Consider the following 12,678-nt stretch of genomic DNA (forward strand, 5'->3'; position numbering starts at 1 on the left):
CGAGAAGCGATGCCTTGCCTGCGGCGCGCGCACCGGCCGCAACTATTGTCTCGCGCCCTGACATCCTCCTGACAGACTGCTGTCAGGAGGGGTATGCGATAGTGCCTCTACACAGAGAGAGGAGACTTAGCCATGAACGGTTACACCATTCTGCGCGGCATGCAGCACTATGTCGGCAAGATCCGGACGATGCGCAACGAGATCCGCACCCAGCGGTTCATGAACTCGCTGCCGGCGGACATTCGCAAGGATATCGGCTGGCCCGACATGTACGCCGACCGTGGCTCTCGCGGCAATTGAAGCCAATTTTTCGACCCGGCGATTGGATGTGGGCGCGTCAACGCCCAGATAACAAGCAGGGTAACAGGTCGACACGCGGAGCGCGCTTATGCCCGAACAAAAGACAATCGGTTTCCTTTTCATCGAAGGCTTCGCTGACTGGGAGTATGGGCTGCTGGCGGCCTCGGCGGTCGAATGGTTCGGCGCCCGTGCCGTGTCGCTGACGCCTGATGGCAAGCAGGTGACGGGCATTAGCGGCTTTCGGCTGATCCCCGATCGCGCAACAGGCGCCGGCGAGAATGCCGATCTCTATGCCATTGCCGTCATTGGTTCCGACCGGTGGACGGGCAAGGCACCGCCTGATGTAGGCGACCTGCTTGCCGCCATTGCATCGCGCGGCGGCGTGGTCGGCGGCATCTGCGCCGGCACGCTGGCGCTGGCCCGAGCCGGCCTTTTCGAGAAGGCCAGGCATACCAGCAATGGCCGCGAGTGGATCAAGGGTCATGAAGCCGGTTATGCCGGTGCCGAGAACTACGAGGATGTGCCGCATGCCGTAGCCGACGGCAACATCGTTTCCGCACCGGGCTCGGCACCAGGCACCTTCGCACTCGCCTTTCTGAAGGCGCTCTACCCCGAAAGAGGCAGCGATCTCGCACAGATGCGGACGCTGTTCGCCAAGGAGTACGCTGAAGCCTCCTGACAGTATGCTGTCAGGAGGGGCGTGCAATGGTGCCAGCTTCGGACACTGCGCATTGGCGTTAAAGGACGATCGATGAAGAGTTGGAACGACAGACTGAGCACACCAGGCATCAACGGCGTGAGGCCGACGCCGCGCACGATGGCCGATGTCGTCGAAGGCCAGCCTATGCTGGTGCCGACGGCGCGCCAGGTCGATGATTTCATCCGCTCGATTCCCGAAGGCGTCGAGATGGATATGCGTGCGCTGCGTACAGCACTTGCCATAGAGCATGGCGCCGAAGTGACATGCCCGGTCACCATAGGCTATCATCTGCGCACTGTTGCCGAAGCCGCCAACGAGGACCTCCAGCGCGGTATGACGCTGAGTGGCGTGGCACCATTCTGGCGCGTGCTCGATGCGAAAACACCGACGACGAAGAAACTGTCCTTCGGCGCGGAGTTCGTCGCCGCGCAGCGCAAGCGCGAAGGGCTGAAGCCATGATACATGCCGCCCAAAAGTGTTCTGCGGTTTTGGGATAGCGGCATGCGCGAAAACACGATGCATGCCACCCAGAGGTGGACCGGTTTCGGGCGACATGCATAGAGACAACGCCGAGGGACCATACGATGCGCCGCGCCGACAGGCTCTTCCAGATCGTGCAGCATCTGCGCGGTGGCCGACTGGTCACTGCCCAGAAGCTCGGCACGTGGCTCGAAGTTTCCGAGCGAACCATCTATCGCGACATTGCCGATTTGCAGTCGACCGGAGTGCCGATCGACGGCGAGGCCGGCGTTGGCTATATGATGAGGGAGGGTTTCGACCTTCCGCCGCTGATGTTCACGCGTGACGAGATCGTCGCGCTGGTCGCCGGCGCCCGCATGGTGCGCGCCTTTGGCGGTGCCGCCATGGCGAGGGCCGCCGACGAGGCGCTGGTCAAGATCGGCGCCGTATTGCCCGATGCCGAGAAAGACCGCATCGCCCGCACTGAGATCCACACACCGATGTGGGTGGTCAGCGACGCTGCTCGCGAGGCGATTGACCTGATCGAGCGCGCGGTCGAAAAACGGCAGGTGCTGACCATCGACTATTCCGACGAGGCCGGCCGCGGCACCGCCCGCGATATCCGCCCGCTCGGCCTGTGGTTTTGGGGCAAGGTGTGGACGCTGGTCGCCTGGTGCGAGATGCGCGACGATTTTCGCGCCTTCCGCATCGATCGCATCGCCTCCGTGGTCATCGCTGGCCGCATCTTCAAGCCCGAGCGCTGCAAGCAGCTTGCCGACTTCTACCGCGCGGTGGAGCGCAGCGAAGATTATGGCATGGCGCCGGATCGCGCGGCGCGCAGCTGAGTTGTTGACCCAATAAAAAGCCCGCTCGAAGCGGGCTTTTATTAGAATGTCAGACAACCTCACTCGTCGTCGTCATTGTCCGTGTTCTTCGACTTCAAGGCCGAAAGCTTGGCGAACACGGCGTTGGCGTCGAGTTCGGCATCCTCGTCCTTGGGCTTCTCGGGAGCCGGCACCAGCCGCTCGGTCAAGGCCGCCGGCAGCAGCGTGTCGCCGACCGGCTGCGCCTGTTCGCGGCCGCGCGAGGCGCGATTGACTTCCATGTCGAGGTCGATCTGCGAGGCGAGGCCCAACGTGACAGGATCCATCGGCTGCAGATTGGCCGAATTCCAGTGCTTGCGCTCACGGATCTGTTCGATCGTCGACTTGGTGGTGCCGACGAGGCGCGAGATCTGCGCGTCCTTGAGCTCGGGATGGTTGCGCACCAGCCACAGAATCGCGTTCGGCCGGTCCTGGCGCTTCGACAGCGGCGTGTAGCGCGGCCCCTTGCGCTTGGATTCGGGCACCCGGACCTTGGGGTCCGAAAGCTTCAGGCGCTGGTTCGGGTCCTTCTCGGCACGGGCGATCTCGTCGCGGGTCAGCTGTCCGGTCATGATCGGGTCCATGCCCTTGATGCCTTGCGCCGATTCACCGTCGGCGATTGCCTTGACCTCGAGCGGGTGCAGCCCGCAGAACTGCGCGATCTGCTCGAAGGAAAGTGCGGTATTGTCGACCAGCCAGACAGCGGTCGCCTTGGGCATCAGCAGCGTATTGGCCATTTTACAAATCCTTCTCGTTCGCCCGCGTTCCCGCGCGGGCGGTGGTTTAGAGCCACCAAAATGGGAAATTCGCGGTCTGTATAACCGCTCTCGGGTCGTTTCGCAACGTTTTTGGAGCCAAGACCGCACCGCGTGCGCTGCGCGGTCCCAAGACCGTCAGATCGCCCGGAGCGCGGCCGTCCCTTGTTCGACGGATGGCGCAAAAAATCGCGCGTCGGCTTTCCGGCCTGTCGGTATCGGCCCGACAGCTCCACCTTACCCGAGGTCGAATGCCTCGAAACGGTAGCGGCCCAGTTGTCATCCAGGTTCAGTAGAACGGCGAATATGGCTCCAGCCCCGCTCGCGTGAAGATGGAAATGGGGTGATCAATTCGCGCGACAACGCCGGCCCCCAAGTTGATGCCCGTTCCGTCGCAAACACTAAAGATTTTCGACCGCGTTCCGATCAGCACATGGACCGGTTTTCCTGCCTGGACGGGGTATGTACTGTTGTGAATGAAAAGGACCCCGCTCGCTTGTAGCGTGTCGTGCGCATTGCCGTTGCTGCTCGAAATTTCGACGTAGTCGCGACCTGCGAATGAATTGTTCGTCCAGATGCCGACAACCCCTTCCACCGAGAGCCAACCATTCGCCCAGCCGTCCGCATCGCGCGGATGGTATTGTCTGAACAGGCGATAGGTTACGCGGTCCGATAGCCAGAAAACCGTTACGTAGCCGTCCATGTCCGGCACATAGGTGAACCAGATGCCGGTCTCGCTCGTGGCGCGCAGGCCATCAGAATCGTATGGGTCCAGATTGTTGGCACTGACGAAATCCATTGAGAGCGGTACCGGATCGGTCACGGCATGATCGTAGAGTTGGGTGAGCGTCCACCGTCCATTGTAGTTGAACCACTTGTCGAAGTAGGTTTCTCGATCGACCCCGCAGAGGCGCGGCTGGCGGCCTCCCTTGCGCAAGGGCGGCCGTTGAAGGTCAACCTCAGATTGCTGTCGAGCGCATGCGGTTGATGGCCCCAAAAAGACAAAACCCGCCGGACGGGGTCCAGCGGGCTCGGAACCGGCGACGGCAAAACCGTCAGCTCCGGCTCTTGCTTCTACGGCAAGGTCCGCTCCTTAGAGCAATTCCGGGAAAAGCGTGAAACGGTTTTCCGTCCGGAGTCGCATCGGCAGGAGCTAGAGCGGTTCAGCGTTTCCGTGAAACGGTGAGCCACCCTACAGCGAACCATGCTCGAAGTCAGATGGCCCTGCGGGCGATCTTTTCGATGTCGGCGCGGTTGATGCCGAGATCGCTGAGTTGACGTGCGTTGAGACGGTTCAGTTCGCGGACGGTCTCGGTGTACATACGCCAGTTACGGAAAGCGCGGATCGGGTTCATGGTAGTCCTCCAAAATGATGTTCGTTTCGATGGTGCTCAAATAGGCGTCATCGATGAGGACTTGAATGGCTGATTTTGCATAGCAATGATGCAAATGCTGCATTGCAGCATTAAGCTTCTGTTCATCTTGTAGGCAGTGACACGGACGCCCCGGGGGGTATCGAGATTCAGGTCAGGCCGGGTTCACCTGAATATCGATACGGCCTAGCCGACGTCGAGCACGATCTTGCCGATATGTTCGCCGTCTTCCATCCGCTCATGCGCCCGCCATGCTTCGCTGAGCGGGAAGATCATGTCCATGACAGGAGCAACCTTGCGCGTGCCGAGCAACGGCCACACCTGCGCTTCCAGCGCCGCCGCGATCGCCGCCTTGAACTCGACGGTGCGTGGCCTCAGCGTCGACCCGGTGTGGGTAAGCCGCTTGACCATGATCTTCGAAAAATCCGCGCTTGCGACAGCACCGGCCTGCACGGCGATCTGGACGATCCGGCCCTCAACCGCAGCAGCCTCGTAGTTGCGCCCCACATAGTCGCCGCCGACCATGTCGAGGATGACATTGGCGCCCTTGCCCCCCGTCGCCTCCTTGACTGCGGCGACGAAATCCTCCTCGCGATAGTTGATCGCCCGGTCTGCGCCGAGCTTCAGGCAGGCGTCGCATTTCTCCTTGCTGCCCGCGGTGGTGATGACATAGGCGCCAAAGGCCGAGGCAAGCTGGATTGCTGTCGTGCCGATGCCGGACGAGCCGCCATGGACGAGCAGCGTCTCGCCTTTCTTGAGGGCGCCACGCTCGAACACATTGTGCCAGACGGTGAAGTAATTCTCCGGCACTGCCGCGGCTTCGGTATGGGTGAAGCCGGCGGGCAACGGCAGCACGCTCCCGGCATGGACCTTGACATATTCGGCATAGCCGCCGCCGGGCGTCAGTGCACAGACGCGGTCGCCAATGCGCCAGCGTGATATGTCGTCGCCAAGGGCCGCCACTTCACCCGACGCCTCGAGGCCCGGCAGGTCGGATGCGCCGGGTGGTGGCGGATAGGCGCCTTTGCGTTGCTGGACGTCGGGCCGGTTGACGCCGGCCGCATGCACCTTGATCAGGATCTCGCCGGGCCCGGGCTGCGGCACGTCGCGTGTTTCCGGCTTCAGCACCCGAGGGCCACCCGGCTCCGAGATCGCGATGGCCGTCATCCTTGCCGGAATTTTCTGTCCGCTCGCCATGAGATTTCCCGTCTTTCCTCGCCGTTATCCGATCGGCTGTTTGCATCGACGCCCCTGCCCTATGTATGCTGATTGCCAAATCAGGCAAATGGCCAATCTGGTCTTGGCGGAGGAGGAGCGACGATGGCGATCTTCGACGACGAACCCAAGAAGAAGGCGCGCCCGCACGAGATCGGGCAGGACCTGTCACTGCTTTCCGTCAGCGACTTGACCGAGCGGATCGGCATCCTGCGCGCCGAGATCGCCAGGCTGGAGGCCGAGCTCAAGGCCAAGGACAACACCAAATCCGCCGCCGAGGCGCTGTTCCGTCGCGGATAGGTGCGCGGGCGCTAAAGCCCGCCGCCGAAAAGCCCGAATGCGACTGTCTTCAGACCCAGCGTCCCCGCCAAACTCGAGCCGGATCAAACAATGTTCGCAACCTACCGTCCGATCCTCTCGCTGCTTCGCGGCACCGCCTTCCTGCTGGCGGCGTCTGGATTGCACGGGCTGCTGCTGCCCCTGCGCGGTCAGCTGGAAGGCTTCTCGACCGCATCGCTCGGCCTGATGGGCACGGCCTGGGCCGGCGGCTTCGTCACCGGCTGCTTCTTTGCGCCGCGCATCGTGCGCCGCGCGGGCCACGTGCGCGCCTTCGGCGCCTTTGCCGCGTCGGGCGCCATCGTGGCGCTGCTCACCGGCCTGATCATCGACGAATATGTTTGGATCCTGCTGCGCGCCTTCACCGGCTTCACCATGGCCGGCGCCTTCATGGTCATCGAAAGCTGGCTGAACGAGAAGGCCACCAACGAGAATCGCGGCACCGTCTTCGGCCTCTACATGATGGTCACCTATGCCTCGATCATGGGCGGGCAGATGATCGTCGCCGGCGGCGACGTGAAATCGGCGTCGCTGTTCATGATCACCGGCATCCTGTTTTGCCTGTCGCTCATTCCGACCGCGGTCTCGACCGCCTCCCACCCCAAGCCGCTGCAGGATGTCTCGCTCGACGTCAAAGGCCTTTATGCCAATTCGCCGGTTTCGGCGGTCGCCTGCGTGTTGATCGGCATCGCCAACGGGGCCTGGGGCACGCTTGGCGCGGTCTACGGCGCCCGTATCGGCATCTCCACGGCCGAGATCGCCCTGATGATGAGCCTTGTGGTCGTTGCCGGTGCCGCCATGCAGCTTCCCGCCGGGCGCATGTCCGACAAGACCGACCGGCGTTTCGTGCTGGCGGGCGCTGCTTTCGGCGCGGCCTTGTTCGCGCTCATGATCTTCCTGTTCGAGCCACGCTCCGGCATCTTCGTCATCGTCTTCACCGCAGCCTATGGCGCCTTCGCCTACACGCTCTATTCGATCGCCGTGGCGCATGCCAACGACCACGCGCGCTCGGAGGATTTCGTCAAGGTGTCGGGCGGCCTGCTGCTGCTCTACGGCTTCGGCACGATGATTGGACCCTTGCTCGCCGCCGCTTTGATGGGCTGGATGCGCCCGGAAGGTCTGTTCCTGGCGACCGCCTTGGCGCATCTCTGCCTGGCGGGCTACACGCTGCTGCGCATCAGCCGCCGCGCGCCGGTGCCGATCGGGGATCGTGACGCCTTCAAGACGCAGCCGGCCGACCGTTCGGTGACGCCGGAAGCATTGCGGCTTGATCCCAGAAGAAAAGCAGAAGCAGACGGTTGAGATTCGAAAGGCTTTGCCGCACTAATACAGGCATGATGTTTTCCGACGCCTTCATGGCGATTGCCGATCCCAACCGGCGCCATCTTCTGGAAGAACTTCGCCGCGGCCCGAAAACCGTCACCGAACTGGCCGCCGGCTTGCCGGTGTCGCGCCCAGCCGTTTCGCAGCATCTGAAAGTGCTGCTCGATGCCGGCCTGGTCCACGCCAAGCCGGAAGGAACAAGGCGCGTCTATACGGTGAGCGGCACCGGCTTCCTCAAACTCAACATCTGGCTCGATCAGTTCTGGGAAGCCTGAGCTTCTCAGTGCCATTGCCAGCGGCTCGGTCAGTTGACCGACCGTATCGGCGAGCGTCTGGGGCGAGATCGTGCAGCATCCCGATCAGCCATTATTGTAGGGGAAGAACTTGAAGTAGGGCTGCGCCTCCTCGATCACCCGGGCGAAAGCCGGCCGGTGCACCAGCCGGTCGTGATAGCGCTTCACGGCCGGGTATTTGTCGCCGAACGGCTCGACCTTGTTGGCATAGAACAGCGCCGGGGACGCCGCGCAATCGGCCATGGTGAAGGTGTCGCCCATCGCCCAGATCTTCGACTGCATGTCTTGTTCGATGATGGCGTAGGAATTGCGCAACTGGTCGCGGGCCTGCTCGACGCCGAACGGGTCGGTCTTGTCCTGTGGCCGCAACCGGTCGCCGACGATCTTCTGCATCGGCTCCTGCACATAAAATCATAGAAGCGATCGGCCTGGCGGACGGCCAGCGCCAGGTCGATGTCGGCGGGAACGAGGTCGATCGGCCCCGGATAATGCGCGGCCAGATATTCGACAACGATGGTCGATTCCAGCACCGTGCGGTCGCGCGCATCGTCGCGCAGCGCCGGCATCTTGCCGGCCGGCGAAATCTTCAGGAAGGCCCCGCGCGATTCAGCATCGCCAAGATCGACGATGACTGGCGTGAACGGCGTCACGTTCTCATACAGCGCGATCAACGGCTTCCAGCAGAAAGAGGCCAACGGATGGAAATGAAGCGTCAGGGACATTTTTTGCTTATCTGTTTCGTGGTTCATCGATGGCCGGTGCCGTGCTGCTCATCAAGGGTCAGACACTGCGGCAAGCATGGCCCGTCAAGGCCCGCTTGCCGCTTCAAGCGACATGGGCCTGGGCGACGATGCCTGCGACAATCACCTCCCAGCCGTCCGGGTGCAGCTCGTGGCCGCCGCCTCCGATCCGGAGAATTTTCGCGCCGGTGACCGCCTCGGCCAGCGCCTCGCCATGTTCGACCGGAAAGATCGGATCAGCCGTGCCATGGATGACCAGCAGCGGCGCCGCGATCTCGTGCAGGCGGCCCTTCCAGGCGTCGCCGCCCTTGAGCATGAAATGGTTGGTCGCGCTCAGGAAGCCGCCGGAGCGGTCGTGATCCTGCTCGACAAAGGCACGCATCCGGGCCTCGTCGAATGGATGTGCGATGCTGGCGATCGCCCGCGCATCCCTGACGGTGAAATCGATCACCTGGCCACGGTCCGACCAATCGACTTTGGCGCCCTCGGCCGAATGCTCGATATAGGCATCGCTCGTCTGCGGAAGGTGCGAAGTGTCGGTTCCCACGGGCGAGCTGCTGATGACGGTCAGCGATGCGACACGAGACGGGTGTTTCAACGCCACAAGCTGCGCGATCATGCCGCCCATCGACATGCCGACGACATTCGCCTTGCCGATGCCGTGGTCATCGAGAACGCGCATTGCATCGTCGGCCATATCATCGAACGTGTAGGGCGGCTCTCCCGGCTCGTATTTGGTCGAACGGCCTGTGTCGCGGTTGTCGTAGCGGATCACGAACAGGTCGGCACCGGACAGTTTCCGGCAGAACGCCTCCGGCCACCACAGCATCGAGGCCATCGCTCCCATGATCAGCAACAGCGGCGGGTTCGCCGGATCGCCAAAGGTTTCGGATATGATTTCGGGGCGTTCGGTAGTCGTCACGGTTCGGCCTCCTCTCCTGCAATACCGATTGCATTTTGCAATCGGTTGCACGATAATAAAACCGATACGATAATGCAACCGGTTTTGGAGAAAAATCTCATGAGCATGGATCGCCGGTCCGGGTGTCCGATCAACCTGTCGCTGGAAGTCTTCGGCGATCGCTGGAGCCTGATCATCCTTCGCGACATGATCTTCGGCGGCAGGCGTCATTTTCGCGAGCTGCTCAACGGATCGATGGAAGGCATCGCCTCCAACATCCTCGCCGACCGGCTGAAGCGGCTGATGGAACTGGGCATGCTGACCAAGGCCGACGACCCCTCGCACAAGCAGAAGGCGATCTACAGCCTGACCGAAATGGCGATCACGCTGGTGCCGATCCTGGCCCATCTCGGCGCCTGGGGCCGCGTCTGGCTGCCGGTCAGCGAAGAACTGTCGATCCGCGCCGAACTTCTGGAAAAGGGCGGACAGCCGATGTGGGACAAATTCATGGACGAGTTGCGCCATGAACATCTCGGCATGCCGCTCGATACTGCAGCGGGTCCTTCTGTCCGCGCGACCTTGCAGGCCGCCTATGAAGCCCTGGTTGCCAGCAAAGCTCTCGCCGCCAACTCTGCCGCTTGACCAACTTTATTTTCCCGTTTTGGGGCCGGCTCTGCTAGAAGAGGCGGAAAATCATAATTCACGGGATTGGATAAGGTCTTGGTTGAGAACTCTCGGGATGCTGCCCGCGCACGAGCCGACCTGCGCTTCAAGAAGCAGGAAGAGGCGGCAACCGTCCGCCAGAAGGCGATGGCCGAATACGTCGCCGAGAGCGACGCCCGCCAGGCCAAGACCAACAAACTGCGGGCGCTGCGTCTCGCCAAGGAGGCCGAAGACCTCGCCAATGCGCCGGCGGAACCTGCCAAGAAGCCGGCCCGCGCCAAGAAAAAATAGCCAGCCACGCCTGGAGCCCATAAGCGGCAACGCCGTATCTGGATGGTGGGGGCGAAGGCCGCTTGCCATCCCGCCTCTTCACGCGAAGCAATTTCAACCCAAACCGGGATGTTATCTCGCCCGCCGACGGTCAATGATCGACGCGTTTCAAACAGGAGATTGCCATGACAGCACTGCCGCTCGAAAAAGCCAGGCAAATCATCGATGCCGCCTTTGCCAAGGGCGCCGATCTCAAGCTCAAGCCGCTTGGCGTCTCGGTGCTCGACGCCGGCGGGCATCTGGTCGCCTTCCAGCGCCAGGACGGCGCCTCGTTCCTGCGCCCGCAAATGTCGGCCGGCAAGGCCTATGGCGCGCTCGCCATCGGCATGGGCTCGCGCAAAGTCGAGGCGTTCGCCAAGGAGCGCCCGCACCTGGTGGCCGGCATCTCGGACGTCTCGGGCGGACGCGTGCTGCCGGTGGTCGGCGGCGTGCTGATCCGCGACAAGGCCGGAGCCATCATCGGCGCCGTCGGCATCTCAGGCGACACGTCGGACAATGACGAAGCCGCAGCCATCGCCGGCATCGAGGCCGCCGGCTTCACCGCCGATCCGGGCTGAATCCTCTCCACTTTGGTCATCGCTGGGCGAAGCAGGAGCGAAGCTCCGTCGCGGAGGCCCTGGGATGACGAAGCGATGCGCGTTTCCTGCCAATCGCTTCGCTGAGGAACTAATTCAGATTGATGTCTCGGCTGGCCGATCGCATCGACACCGCGAATCCGGCCAGCACATCGAACAGCGCGATGACCATCAGCGTGAAGAAGACGGAATGGGCCGCGCCCTTCACCAACAGGAACTCGACCAGGAAGGCCACGAACACCAGCGTCGACAGAAGATGGTCCATGATCGAGGCGTTGGTCGTGCGCACCGACTTCGCCATTTCGAGGAACAGGAAGATCAGCCCGATCAGTATCATCAGGTCGCCCAGCGTCATCGAGAACACGCCGCCCGACATCATGCTGAAGGAGAAGACCTCGCTCGCCCACGGATCGTCACCGCTACCGAAAATTCCCAGCAGTCCGAGGTTGTAGAGCACGAAAGGCACGATCAGCAGCGGAATGGCACCGAACATCTGGCGTCTCCATGTGGGGGCGATCCTTTGTAGAATGCGCCATAGCCACGTCGTCAAGATGTTTCGCCATCGGCGCTGAACACGGTCGAAGACCGCACGCAACAACCATGTCAGCCGGTTGCCGGCCGAAGGATTTGCAACGCCGGCGGTGCACGCCTGCGCTGCCGGCCCGCCCAAACGCAAAAGGACCAGCCACCGGCCGGTCCTTTTGGAAATTCAAACCTTTGAAAAAGCTGGTCTCAGCTTTCCTTGGGGGTCAACACCTGGCGACCGCGATACATGCCGGTCTTCAGGTCGATATGGTGCGGACGGCGCATTTCGCCGGAATTCTTGTCCTCGACATAGGTCGGGGCCTTGAGGGCGTCGGCCGAGCGGCGCATGCCGCGCTTGGACGGAGAGGTTTTTCGTTTCGGAACGGCCATGGATATGCTCCACTACATGGTCAAAAGCCCCGCCCGCCCTCGTGAAAGGGCCATGTCGGGGCCTAAATCTGAGAAAGTCGGGTGCCTATACACGCCCTGTGCCGTTTTGGCCAGCACTGGCGCGAATTTTTTTGGATCGGCTAGCGGAGACAACCGACATAGGCGCCGGAGCGGCCGGCGCGCCGCTCGATCAGATTGGCGAGCCGCCTCAAGCCAGGCCCGGGTTTGGCCGGATTGCGGGCAATCGGATTTGGCAAGGAGACCGCAAGCAAGGCGGCCTGCCGTCGCGACAGCTGTTTTGCCGAAACGCCGAAATGGTGCTGTGCCGCAGCCTCGATGCCGTAGATGCCCGGCCCCCACTCGGCGATGTTGAGGTAGATTTCCATAATGCGCCGTTTCGACATCACCGCATCGAAATAGACGGCCAGCGGCAATTCGACCACCTTGCGCACCGAGCCCAGCGGCCGCGACCAGAGAAACAGGTTCTTGACCGTCTGCATGGTGATGGTCGAGGCGCCGCGCGTCGCTTCGCCGGCCAGCGCGTCGTCGACGACGCCCCTCAGCTCGCCGAGATCGACGCCACGATGAAAGCAGAACTGCCCGTCCTCCGACATGATGACGGAATTGGCCAGCACCGGCGACACGTCGTCGATCGACACCCAGCGGCGATCGTAACCGGAGAACGTCGCCAGGTCCTTCAGCATCAGCGTCGAGACAGGATGCACGAAGAATGGCAGATACAGAAACGTCAGCACGACCGGAATCAAAGCCAGCACCGCGGCCACGACGATGCCGCGCCGGACCCAGCGCTTGAGACCACGGCGGTTTACGCCCCGCGATCTCGTCGCCATGTCCAGTCTTTCGGTTTCATGATCGACGATCGGTTCCGCCAAGCCGCCCAACCCGTGCTTCTCCCTGCCCCGGCATAATGGCGCTT

At 62.4% G+C, this 12,678-nt stretch carries 18 protein-coding genes and 1 pseudogene; 10 read left to right on the plus strand and 9 right to left on the minus strand.

What is annotated here, in order from left to right:
• The first annotated feature begins 132 nt into the window (after window positions 1–132).
• The 4 genes from NKJ37_RS04105 (at window position 133) to NKJ37_RS04120 (ending at window position 2,304) form a co-directional block, all read left to right on the plus strand.
• Window positions 133–300 (plus strand): hypothetical protein, encoded by a 168-nt coding sequence (locus NKJ37_RS04105; RefSeq protein WP_023810960.1) that lies wholly within the window; start codon window positions 133–135, stop codon window positions 298–300.
• Between the two features lie 88 nt (window positions 301–388).
• The gene (locus tag NKJ37_RS04110) at window positions 389–979 is read left to right on the plus strand and encodes a DJ-1/PfpI family protein (protein ID WP_023810959.1); all 591 of its coding nucleotides are present in this window, start codon (window positions 389–391) and stop codon (window positions 977–979) included.
• A gap of 72 nt (window positions 980–1,051) precedes the next feature.
• Complete coding sequence (locus NKJ37_RS04115; RefSeq protein WP_023810958.1) at window positions 1,052–1,459, plus strand: hypothetical protein; 408 nt, start codon at window positions 1,052–1,054, stop codon at window positions 1,457–1,459.
• A gap of 125 nt (window positions 1,460–1,584) precedes the next feature.
• Complete coding sequence (locus tag NKJ37_RS04120; protein ID WP_352772847.1) at window positions 1,585–2,304, plus strand: helix-turn-helix transcriptional regulator; 720 nt, start codon at window positions 1,585–1,587, stop codon at window positions 2,302–2,304.
• A gap of 59 nt (window positions 2,305–2,363) precedes the next feature.
• On the opposite strand, the gene NKJ37_RS04125 is transcribed toward NKJ37_RS04120, so the two are convergent.
• From NKJ37_RS04125 to NKJ37_RS04140, 4 genes are all read right to left on the minus strand, one after another.
• Window positions 2,364–3,059, minus strand: a complete 696-nt coding sequence (locus NKJ37_RS04125; protein ID WP_023810957.1) for a DUF1013 domain-containing protein — start codon at window positions 3,057–3,059, stop codon at window positions 2,364–2,366.
• A gap of 307 nt (window positions 3,060–3,366) precedes the next feature.
• Window positions 3,367–4,014 carry a hypothetical protein gene (locus NKJ37_RS04130; protein WP_023810956.1) on the minus strand — a complete coding sequence of 216 codons (648 nt, stop codon included), beginning with the start codon at window positions 4,012–4,014 and terminating at the stop codon, window positions 3,367–3,369.
• A 277-nt stretch (window positions 4,015–4,291) separates the two neighbouring features.
• Complete coding sequence (locus NKJ37_RS04135) at window positions 4,292–4,432, minus strand: DUF1127 domain-containing protein (RefSeq protein WP_013529236.1); 141 nt, start codon at window positions 4,430–4,432, stop codon at window positions 4,292–4,294.
• A 204-nt stretch (window positions 4,433–4,636) separates the two neighbouring features.
• A complete protein-coding gene (locus NKJ37_RS04140; RefSeq protein WP_032909131.1) occupies window positions 4,637–5,647 on the minus strand; it encodes an NAD(P)H-quinone oxidoreductase in 1,011 nt (336 codons plus the stop codon).
• 123 nt (window positions 5,648–5,770) lie between these two features.
• Between NKJ37_RS04140 and NKJ37_RS04145 the strand changes: the two genes are divergently transcribed.
• The 3 genes from NKJ37_RS04145 (at window position 5,771) to NKJ37_RS04155 (ending at window position 7,599) form a co-directional block, all read left to right on the plus strand.
• Entirely contained in the window at window positions 5,771–5,965 is a 195-nt protein-coding gene (locus NKJ37_RS04145; protein WP_352554508.1) for a DUF1192 domain-containing protein, read from the plus strand.
• Between the two features lie 90 nt (window positions 5,966–6,055).
• Window positions 6,056–7,303 (plus strand): MFS transporter, encoded by a 1,248-nt coding sequence (locus NKJ37_RS04150; RefSeq protein WP_352772850.1) that lies wholly within the window; start codon window positions 6,056–6,058, stop codon window positions 7,301–7,303.
• Between the two features lie 32 nt (window positions 7,304–7,335).
• Window positions 7,336–7,599, plus strand: coding sequence for an ArsR/SmtB family transcription factor (locus NKJ37_RS04155; RefSeq protein ID WP_013529232.1), 264 nt, complete (start codon window positions 7,336–7,338; stop codon window positions 7,597–7,599).
• Between the two features lie 84 nt (window positions 7,600–7,683).
• Here the strand turns inward: NKJ37_RS04155 and NKJ37_RS04160 are convergent.
• Together NKJ37_RS04160 and NKJ37_RS04165 are read right to left on the minus strand one after the other, a co-directional pair.
• Window positions 7,684–8,339: pseudogene (locus NKJ37_RS04160) on the minus strand (glutathione S-transferase family protein).
• Window positions 8,340–8,442: 103 nt separating this feature from the next.
• Entirely contained in the window at window positions 8,443–9,279 is an 837-nt protein-coding gene (locus tag NKJ37_RS04165) for an alpha/beta fold hydrolase (protein ID WP_352772852.1), read from the minus strand.
• Window positions 9,280–9,378: 99 nt separating this feature from the next.
• Here NKJ37_RS04165 and NKJ37_RS04170 point away from each other — a divergent pair, with 99 nt between their 5' ends.
• The 3 genes from NKJ37_RS04170 (at window position 9,379) to NKJ37_RS04180 (ending at window position 10,808) form a co-directional block, all read left to right on the plus strand.
• Window positions 9,379–9,900 (plus strand): winged helix-turn-helix transcriptional regulator, encoded by a 522-nt coding sequence (locus NKJ37_RS04170; protein ID WP_352772855.1) that lies wholly within the window; start codon window positions 9,379–9,381, stop codon window positions 9,898–9,900.
• Window positions 9,901–9,978: 78 nt separating this feature from the next.
• Window positions 9,979–10,212, plus strand: coding sequence for a hypothetical protein (locus NKJ37_RS04175; RefSeq protein WP_027037125.1), 234 nt, complete (start codon window positions 9,979–9,981; stop codon window positions 10,210–10,212).
• A gap of 164 nt (window positions 10,213–10,376) precedes the next feature.
• Window positions 10,377–10,808, plus strand: coding sequence for a GlcG/HbpS family heme-binding protein (locus NKJ37_RS04180; protein ID WP_023810947.1), 432 nt, complete (start codon window positions 10,377–10,379; stop codon window positions 10,806–10,808).
• A gap of 109 nt (window positions 10,809–10,917) precedes the next feature.
• Here NKJ37_RS04180 and NKJ37_RS04185 read toward each other — a convergent pair whose 3' ends face one another.
• From NKJ37_RS04185 to NKJ37_RS04195, 3 genes are all read right to left on the minus strand, one after another.
• Window positions 10,918–11,319, minus strand: coding sequence for a hypothetical protein (locus NKJ37_RS04185; protein WP_127296853.1), 402 nt, complete (start codon window positions 11,317–11,319; stop codon window positions 10,918–10,920).
• A 239-nt stretch (window positions 11,320–11,558) separates the two neighbouring features.
• Complete coding sequence (gene rpmF / locus NKJ37_RS04190) at window positions 11,559–11,741, minus strand: 50S ribosomal protein L32 (protein WP_008834724.1); 183 nt, start codon at window positions 11,739–11,741, stop codon at window positions 11,559–11,561.
• A 140-nt stretch (window positions 11,742–11,881) separates the two neighbouring features.
• Window positions 11,882–12,643 carry a transglycosylase domain-containing protein gene (locus NKJ37_RS04195; RefSeq protein ID WP_031213164.1) on the minus strand — a complete coding sequence of 254 codons (762 nt, stop codon included), beginning with the start codon at window positions 12,641–12,643 and terminating at the stop codon, window positions 11,882–11,884.
• Window positions 12,644–12,678 lie beyond the last annotated feature (35 nt).

It is taken from the genome of Mesorhizobium sp. M0140, assembly GCF_040322475.1.
Classification (GTDB): domain Bacteria; phylum Pseudomonadota; class Alphaproteobacteria; order Rhizobiales; family Rhizobiaceae; genus Mesorhizobium.

Bases quoted from the DNA above. Each gene is read 5' to 3' on its own strand.
- NKJ37_RS04105 (WP_023810960.1), top strand. From the start codon at position 133: ATGAACGGTTACACCATTCTGCGCGGCATGCAGCACTATGTCGGCAAG.
- NKJ37_RS04110 (WP_023810959.1), top strand. From the start codon at position 389: ATGCCCGAACAAAAGACAATCGGTTTCCTTTTCATCGAAGGCTTCGCT.
- NKJ37_RS04115 (WP_023810958.1), top strand. From the start codon at position 1,052: ATGAAGAGTTGGAACGACAGACTGAGCACACCAGGCATCAACGGCGTG.
- NKJ37_RS04120 (WP_352772847.1), top strand. From the start codon at position 1,585: ATGCGCCGCGCCGACAGGCTCTTCCAGATCGTGCAGCATCTGCGCGGT.
- NKJ37_RS04125 (WP_023810957.1), bottom strand. From the start codon at position 3,059: ATGGCCAATACGCTGCTGATGCCCAAGGCGACCGCTGTCTGGCTGGTC.
- NKJ37_RS04135 (WP_013529236.1), bottom strand. From the start codon at position 4,432: ATGAACCCGATCCGCGCTTTCCGTAACTGGCGTATGTACACCGAGACC.
- NKJ37_RS04140 (WP_032909131.1), bottom strand. From the start codon at position 5,647: ATGGCGAGCGGACAGAAAATTCCGGCAAGGATGACGGCCATCGCGATC.
- NKJ37_RS04145 (WP_352554508.1), top strand. From the start codon at position 5,771: ATGGCGATCTTCGACGACGAACCCAAGAAGAAGGCGCGCCCGCACGAG.
- NKJ37_RS04150 (WP_352772850.1), top strand. From the start codon at position 6,056: ATGTTCGCAACCTACCGTCCGATCCTCTCGCTGCTTCGCGGCACCGCC.
- NKJ37_RS04155 (WP_013529232.1), top strand. From the start codon at position 7,336: ATGATGTTTTCCGACGCCTTCATGGCGATTGCCGATCCCAACCGGCGC.
- NKJ37_RS04170 (WP_352772855.1), top strand. From the start codon at position 9,379: ATGAGCATGGATCGCCGGTCCGGGTGTCCGATCAACCTGTCGCTGGAA.
- NKJ37_RS04180 (WP_023810947.1), top strand. From the start codon at position 10,377: ATGACAGCACTGCCGCTCGAAAAAGCCAGGCAAATCATCGATGCCGCC.
- NKJ37_RS04185 (WP_127296853.1), bottom strand. From the start codon at position 11,319: ATGTTCGGTGCCATTCCGCTGCTGATCGTGCCTTTCGTGCTCTACAAC.
- rpmF (WP_008834724.1), bottom strand. From the start codon at position 11,741: ATGGCCGTTCCGAAACGAAAAACCTCTCCGTCCAAGCGCGGCATGCGC.